At 68.4% G+C, this 6,772-nt stretch carries 9 protein-coding genes; 4 read left to right on the top strand and 5 right to left on the bottom strand.

The features are described from left to right. Window positions 1–142: 142 nt before the first annotated feature. Together ACLJQ7_RS38985 and ACLJQ7_RS38980 are read right to left on the bottom strand one after the other, a co-directional pair. A complete protein-coding gene (locus tag ACLJQ7_RS38985; protein WP_410653206.1) occupies window positions 143–904 on the bottom strand; it encodes a metallophosphoesterase in 762 nt (253 codons plus the stop codon). A gap of 4 nt (window positions 905–908) precedes the next feature. Continuing rightward, complete coding sequence (locus ACLJQ7_RS38980) at window positions 909–1,538, bottom strand: GntR family transcriptional regulator (RefSeq protein WP_410653205.1); 630 nt, start codon at window positions 1,536–1,538, stop codon at window positions 909–911. 46 nt (window positions 1,539–1,584) lie between these two features. Here ACLJQ7_RS38980 and ACLJQ7_RS38975 point away from each other — a divergent pair, with 46 nt between their 5' ends. Beyond that, window positions 1,585–2,763: an aminotransferase class V-fold PLP-dependent enzyme gene (locus ACLJQ7_RS38975; RefSeq protein ID WP_410653204.1), complete on the top strand. Its 1,179-nt coding sequence runs from the start codon at window positions 1,585–1,587 to the stop codon at window positions 2,761–2,763. Here ACLJQ7_RS38975 and ACLJQ7_RS38970 read toward each other — a convergent pair. Beyond that, entirely contained in the window at window positions 2,760–3,251 is a 492-nt protein-coding gene (locus tag ACLJQ7_RS38970; protein ID WP_410653203.1) for a DUF1453 domain-containing protein, read from the bottom strand. The genes ACLJQ7_RS38975 and ACLJQ7_RS38970 overlap by 4 nt on opposite strands. A 63-nt stretch (window positions 3,252–3,314) precedes the next feature. Here ACLJQ7_RS38970 and ACLJQ7_RS38965 point away from each other — a divergent pair, with 63 nt between their 5' ends. Both ACLJQ7_RS38965 and ACLJQ7_RS38960 read left to right on the top strand, forming a co-directional pair. After that, window positions 3,315–3,935, top strand: coding sequence for a TetR/AcrR family transcriptional regulator (locus ACLJQ7_RS38965; protein WP_410653202.1), 621 nt, complete (start codon window positions 3,315–3,317; stop codon window positions 3,933–3,935). A 95-nt stretch (window positions 3,936–4,030) separates the two neighbouring features. Then, complete coding sequence (locus ACLJQ7_RS38960) at window positions 4,031–4,450, top strand: cupin domain-containing protein (RefSeq protein ID WP_410653201.1); 420 nt, start codon at window positions 4,031–4,033, stop codon at window positions 4,448–4,450. 21 nt (window positions 4,451–4,471) lie between these two features. Here the strand turns inward: ACLJQ7_RS38960 and ACLJQ7_RS38955 are convergent, their stop codons facing one another. After that, complete coding sequence (locus ACLJQ7_RS38955; RefSeq protein ID WP_410653200.1) at window positions 4,472–4,990, bottom strand: MarR family winged helix-turn-helix transcriptional regulator; 519 nt, start codon at window positions 4,988–4,990, stop codon at window positions 4,472–4,474. 14 nt (window positions 4,991–5,004) lie between these two features. On the opposite strand from ACLJQ7_RS38955, the gene ACLJQ7_RS38950 reads away from it, so the two are divergent. Next, window positions 5,005–5,508, top strand: coding sequence for a carboxymuconolactone decarboxylase family protein (locus ACLJQ7_RS38950; RefSeq protein WP_410653199.1), 504 nt, complete (start codon window positions 5,005–5,007; stop codon window positions 5,506–5,508). A 286-nt stretch (window positions 5,509–5,794) separates the two neighbouring features. Here ACLJQ7_RS38950 and ACLJQ7_RS38945 read toward each other — a convergent pair whose 3' ends face one another. Beyond that, on the bottom strand, window positions 5,795–6,748 hold the full coding sequence (locus ACLJQ7_RS38945; protein ID WP_410653198.1) for a GNAT family N-acetyltransferase: 954 nt from the start codon (window positions 6,746–6,748) through the stop codon (window positions 5,795–5,797). Between the last annotated feature and the right edge of the window lie 24 nt (window positions 6,749–6,772).

Below are 6,772 nucleotides of genomic sequence, written 5' to 3'. Positions count from 1 at the left end.
GAGGCTGCTCGCGAGCTCCACCCGCGAGCCGTCCATCCAGACGCGCGAAACCGCCGCCCGCGCACCGGCACGTTGCGAAAGCCACTTTCGCAACGTTGAAGGTTGCGAAAGTGGCTTTCGCAACACGTCAGGCGGGGGAGGCTCAGGCCGGGACGACCCGCTGGTGCGTGGTCAGCCTGCCGTCGTCGTGCAGCACGTGGAACAGCAGCGACGGCGGCAGGTCGTAGTCGACCGGTCCCCCTTCACCCCAGGACCGCAGCCCGTTGCGCTCCCACGGGAACAGGATGCTCGACCCGACCGACGGCGCCGACCGCAGCGGCACTCCCGCGAACATCGTCGACGCCGCGGCGTGGACGTGCCCGCACAGCAGGGCGACCACGCGCGGATGGCGCGCGAGCACCTCGGCCAGCCTTTCCTCACCGTACTGGCGCATCGCGTCCACCAGCGGCAGCCCGAGCGCGACCGGCGGGTGGTGGAAGGCGATGAAGGCCGGCCCGTCGCCGTCGCCGAGCACGCCGTCCAGCCAAGCCATGGTCTCGTCGTCGAACTGCCCGTCGGGTTTGCCGGGAATGGTCGAATCGGCCATGACGAAGGTGACGTCGCCGACGGTGTGCGCCGTGTTGACCGGGGAGTCGTCCGGCGCCTGGCAGAGCAGCCCTTCGCGGAACGGGCCGCGTTCGTCGTGGTTGCCGGGGGCGACGAAGAGCGGGACGTCGGTCTTGAAGAGCTCGGCCGCGCGCCGGTATTCCTCAAGTGTGCCGTGGTCGGTGATGTCGCCGGTCACCAGGATCGCGTCGACCGGCGTCGCCAGGTTCGCCAGATAGCGCATGACCCGTGCGGTGCGTTCGTCGGCGCGCTCCCCGCCGTCGAGATGATTGTCGCTCAGATGTGCCGTCACGAACATCGTGTCACCCCATGTCTTCCAGATAAGCCAACGTTTTCACCCAGTTCCGCACGAGCAGCTCCACCGCCGTCGCGAGGTCGGAGACGCGGATCGCTTCGGCGATCCGGTGGTGCTCGTCGATACTCTCCCTGGCGCGTTCGACGCCACCGAAATAGCGCGCGTCATAGCGTTTCAGCAGCGGCTTCGTCTGCTCGAGCAGGCGCAGCAGATGCGGATTCGTGCACCGTGAGACGAGCAGCGCGTGCCATCGGTCGTCCAAAGTGGACAGGTCGCCCTGCCTGGCCATCTCGGCGGCCATCTCGGCGGTGATCCGGTCCAGTCCGCCGGTGAGCCCGGCGAGGTCCTGCGGCGAACTCCAGCGCAACGCGAGCGATTCGAGCTCGGCGACGAGCGGGTACAGCTGCCGGGCCTCGTCCGGATCGAACGGCGGCACGAGGAAGCCGCGGCCCGGCGCCGAGACGAGCAGCCCGCGGTCGGCCAGCCCGATCAACGCCTCGCGCAACGGGGTCCGGCTGACACCCAGTTCGCGGGCGAGGTGCACCTCGTTGATGCGGCTGTCCGCGGCGATGCGGCCGTCGAGCACGCGGGCGGTGATCTCCTCCGCGAGGTCGCGCCGGAGCAGGTTCCTCGTCATCGGTGCAGTATTGCATGCACTTCAGCCGTACTGTATTCAGTGAGGCATGACCGACTTCGATGTGCACCGCGCCCGCGCCGATACACCAGGCTGCGCGGAGGTGGTCCACCTCAACAACGCCGGATCGTCGCTGCCGCCCGCACGGGTGACCGACACCGTCGTCGGTTACCTGCGCGAAGAGGCCCTGATCGGCGGATATGAGCAGGCCGCGGCGACCGTGGAGCGGCTGAACGGCGTCTACGCCTCGGCCGCGCGCCTCGTCGGCGCCGAGCCCGAAGACATCGCCCTGACCGACAACGCGACCCGGTCATGGCAGGCGATCTTCTACGCGCTCCCGTTCTCGGCGGGAGACCGGATCCTGACGGCGAAATCCGAGTACGCGAGCAACGTCATCTCCTTCCTGCAGATCGCGAAGCGCACCGGTGCCGTCGTCGAGGTGGTCGACAACGACGAGTCCGGGCAACTGGACGTCGAAGACCTCAAGCGCCGCGTCGACGGTGACGTCAAACTGATCGCCGTCTCCCACGTGCCGACCCAGGGCGGGCTGGTGAACCCCGCCGAAGAGATCGGCGCGGTCGCGCGCGAGGCCGGGATCCCGTTTTTGCTGGACGCGTGCCAGAGCGCCGGCCAGATCGACCTCGACGTCGCACGCCTCAACTGCGACGCCCTCAGCGTCACCGGCCGCAAGTACCTGCGCGGTCCGCGGGGCACCGGGTTCCTCTACGCGCACCCGCGGCTGCGCGAGCGCGTCGAGCCCGCGATGCTCGACCTTCACTCGGCGGCGTGGACCGCGCCCGAAACCTACGAAGTCGATCCGACGGCGAAGATGTTCGAGGTCTGGGAACGCGATCACGCTGCCCTGCACGGCCTCGGCGCGGCGATCGACTACGCCCTCGAATGGGGCATGCCCGCCATTGAAGCCCGTGTCGCCTCGCTCGCGTCGAAACTGCGCGACGCGCTGCGCGAGATCCCCGGCGTCCAAGTCCACGACCAAGGCACGCGACAGTGCGGCATCGTCACGTTCAGCGTGGCGAAAACACCGGCGCAGGAAGTGAAACAGCAGCTGGCCGCGGCGAAGATCAACGTGAGCGTCACGGAAGCGACGTCCGCCCAATTCGATTTCGCCGAACGTGGATTGCCGCCGCTGGTCCGGTCTTCGGTGCACTACTTCAACACCGAAGACGACATGGCGCTCCTCGTCGGTGAAGTCGAGAAAATGGCTTAGCGACGAGAAAGCACCGACTCGGACGGCGGGGCGTACGGCAGCCCCGTCGTCTTCGCGCGCATTCCGAGCACCAACGCCTCCCCCAGCAGGCTGACCCCGATCGACAACGTCACCGGCCGCGCGTCGGGATGCGCGCCGGCCATCGTGGCCAGGAAACCGATGCCGAAGTTCACCACGAGCGACAGTACCCAGACGCCGAACGTCCATCCGGTGTAGCGCAGCCACAGGACGCCGTCGCGCTCGAACAGTTTCGTGGTAGTGGCGCGCACCGCGCCGAGGCCGCACCCGACGACGGCACCCAGCACGAGCCAGACGCCGTCCGTGAAGGTGAAGCTTTCGAGCTTCACCAGGCCGTAGACCCCGATCGCGAGCAGGACGACCGGCGCCCCGAACACCTCGCGGGCGACCAACGGCTCCCCACGCAGCCTGCGCACGACGATCACGATCACCGCGGCGACCACCAGTGCGATCAGCAACCAGGTCCTCATGGATTCCCCCTTTGTAGCATGACTATGCCAAATAAAATAGCAAGGTCGTGCTATAAAGGCAACATGCCCAAGATCGTCGACCCCGATGCCCGGCGCCTGGAGATAGCCGAAGCCGTCTTCCGGGTGATCCAGCGCGACGGTCTCCCGCAAGCGTCGCTCCGGAGCGTGGCCGAGGAGGCCGGTCTCGCGATCGGTTCGGTGCGGCACTATTTCCGCGGGCACGACGAGTTGATCGTGTTCGCCATGCGATCGCTCGGCGACCGGCTCGAAGCGAGACTGCTGGGACACCTCCCCGCGCTGCTCGACCCCGCGACACCGCGCTCGCGGCGGCACGAGATCACCGAGGAGCTGCTCGGCGAAGTGCTCCCGCTCACCGAACAGACCCGGGCGGAAACCGACGTCTGGCTGGCGTTTTCGGCCGCCGCGAAGAACCGCCCGGACCTCGCCGAGGAGGCCGGCCGCATGTACGACGGAGTCCGCGCCCTCGTCCGGCGGGTGCTCGACGGCGCGAACCAAGCAGGTGGCCTCCTCGACGGCCTCGACCTGGCCGTGGAGACCGAACGGCTGGCGGCCTTGCTGGACGGGCTCGCGCTGTCGACGGGCCGGACTTCGCCGGAGCTGATGCGCACAGTGCTCCGGCGGCACCTGAAAAGCCTGCGGCCTCCCGAATCGGAGACGGAATGAGCACCTTCGGCGAGCTATCGGCGCGCGCGAATCAGCTGACTTCGGGCGGAGTGAACGGCCCTTTCGGGCAGCGCCGGTCGCGGTACGGTTCGCTCATGCGCCTGCGGTCCGTGACCACACTGCTCGCCACCCTCGTTCTCGCACTGGCCGTCCCCGCGACGGCCGACGCGACGCCCGGATCCGGCGTGACCGGGGCGATCTTCCACCAGAAGACGGTCGGGGACACCGACTACGTGCTGCGCGAGGTCGTCATCCAGCCCGGCGGCTACACCGGCTGGCACTACCACGACGGCACGCTGCGCGCGTACGTCAAGGCCGGCACGCTGACGCACAACTCGGCCGACTGCGGGCTCGACGGCCTGTACCGGAAGGGCGCCGTCTTCACCGAGCCGAGCGACACCGTCCACATCGGACGGAACCTCGGGACGACGCCGGTGGTGCTGGAAGTGCTCTACGTACTGCCGCACGGAAGTCCGCTGTCACAGGACGCGCCCAACCCGGGTTGTCCTTTCTAAGCCGTGTCCGCCCGTGCCGCCCTAGGCCCCGAACCAGCCCGCCACGTCGAGGCGGAAGCCGTCCGCGGGCGCCATCGTGCGGAGGTCCGTTTCGAGCGCGCGGACTCTTTCGGCGCCCAGCGTGGCGGCCCACTCCTCGCGCAGTTCCTCGAAGATCGCCGCCGTCCGGCCGAGTGAGTCGAACCCGCGGCCGGTGAGCCGCACGACCTTGCGCCGCGCGTCGGCCGGGTCGTCGACACGCGCGACGTAGCCGAGCTGCTCCAGCTTGTCGACGGTCTTGCCCGCCGCCTGCTTGCTGACGCCGAGCCGCCGCCCGATCTCGCTCGCCGTCGCGCCCTCGCGGCCGATCGCCTGCATGGCGAAGCCGAACGCCGGGCGGACCTCGGGATGCCCCTGTTCGGCCAGCTCGTCGTGCATCCGGTCGATGATCGAGCGGAAGCCCGCGAACAGCAGAAGCGGTAGCTCGAACCCGGGCGGGTCGGAAACCCGCTTGCGTTGTTCGACAACCTGGTTTACCTTTTCGTCAACCACATTGACCATCTTAAGGGGCACCCTTGTTTCCCGATCACACCCTCGAGACCGCACCCGAAGCCTCGCGCCGCTCGATGGAAGCGACCATCAAGAAGTTCGGCCACCTCCCCACCGCCGTGGCCCGGCTGGCCACGTCTCCGGAACTGCTCGATGGGTTTCTGAAGCTGAGCGCGAGTTTCGAGCAGACGACGCTCGATCCGTTCGCGCGGGAGACGGTCGTGATGACCGTGGCGACGCGCAACGGCTGCGACGTCTGCATCGAACTGCACACCGCGAAACTGAAGAGGCTGCGCGCGGACGGTGGCGTCATCGAGGCGCTCCGCTCCCAGCAGCCCGTGCCCGACGAGCGTTTGGAGGCCATCCGGCAGTTCACGCTGGCGGTGCTCGAAACCGCCGGTGGTGTCGACGACGAGACGCTGCGGACCTTCCTCGGGCACGGATACACCGAACGGAACGCCCTCGAAGTCGTCATGGGCATCGGGGCCTACACGATGTCGACCTTGGCGAACAGGCTCACGCGCGCCTAGTCGCTCTGCGTGATCGCCCCTCGCGGCCCGGATCACTCCAATGGCCGCCGATCTTGATGTATCTGGGCAGTCCCGACCGCCTCTTCTCTTGTGTAGCCGAAAGTTCGCCACCCGCGGCGCGGCGCACACCGGCGGTCTGGCCTGCCGAGGGGGCAGACCAGACCGCCGAAACCGAAAACGTTCCACAGGTGTTGGGGGTGCGTGAAGGCCCCCTTCCCTCGGCTGAGCCGAGGGAAGGGGGCCTTCACGTGTCTCGCCGCAGTTAGTCGACTGATTGCGTGGCGTGTCAGACCTCGAGCGCCCAGCGCACGTAGCGCATCGTCGAAACGAAGCCCGCCTTCTCGAAGACCCCGAACGCGCCCAAAGGATCCGCCGAGTCCACGTTCAGGCTCGCGCGGTCGTAGCCCTGCCCGGCGGCGGCCCGCAGCGCGTGCCCCATCAGCGCGCCGGCGACTCCCCGGCGTCGATACTCCCGAAGCGTTCCGATCACCATGAAGTGCGCATCGCGGACACCGGTGGCCTCCGTGTCGGCATCCCAGCTCATCGTCACCAGGACACCGACCGCGTGGCCCGCCTCACGAAGCAGGAAGCTGACGTCGGGCCGGAAAGTCTGGTTGGTGATCTTGTTCCGCCAAAGATCGGCGGGCATCGGCACGGCACCCCAGTGGTCCCGGTACGCCTCGTTCCGGACATTCCGGAAATCCTCGTTGTTCCGCTTCGACCACGGCTCGACCGCGAACCCGTCGGGGAGCACCGGAACATCCAACGCGGAGAGCGAGTGCTCCATGCGCTGGAAGTAGCGCACCGGTACGAATCCCCGGGAGCGGACTAGCTCGGCCAAACCCGCGATGCGCTCGGGCCGGTTGACGTCCACCACGAGCTTCGCCGACGGGTGATGCAGCTCGTGCACCACCTTGGCCGCCGCCACGCCCGCGTCGACGAGCGTGGCGCCGATCCCCCGGCGGCGATACGCGGGATGGACGCCGCCGTCGAGGAAGACCCGGTGGACCTCTTCCGCGGACGGCTTGAACCGGATCTTCAGGTAGCCGGCCATCACGTCGCCGTCGAAGGCGGCGAGACTCGCCCGTTCCAGATCCGCGTACGGGTCGATCAGCTCCTGGAGGGTATCCTCCGCCGTGTAGTTCTCGCCGATCCCGTCGGCGGTCTCCATGGCGTTGAGGAGGTCGGCCGACGCCTGGGCGTCCCGCGGGGTGAGCGGCCGCCACGTGAGGTCGTGCATGCGGCCGAAGGTAGCCCGCGCGGG

Origin of the sequence: Amycolatopsis sp. cmx-4-54 (genome assembly GCF_046548895.1) — a bacterium.
Taxonomy (GTDB): Bacteria; Actinomycetota; Actinomycetes; order Mycobacteriales; family Pseudonocardiaceae; genus Amycolatopsis.
The sequence above is the reverse complement of the archived record's forward strand: the minus strand, read 5'-3'. Positions and strand labels throughout refer to the sequence as shown.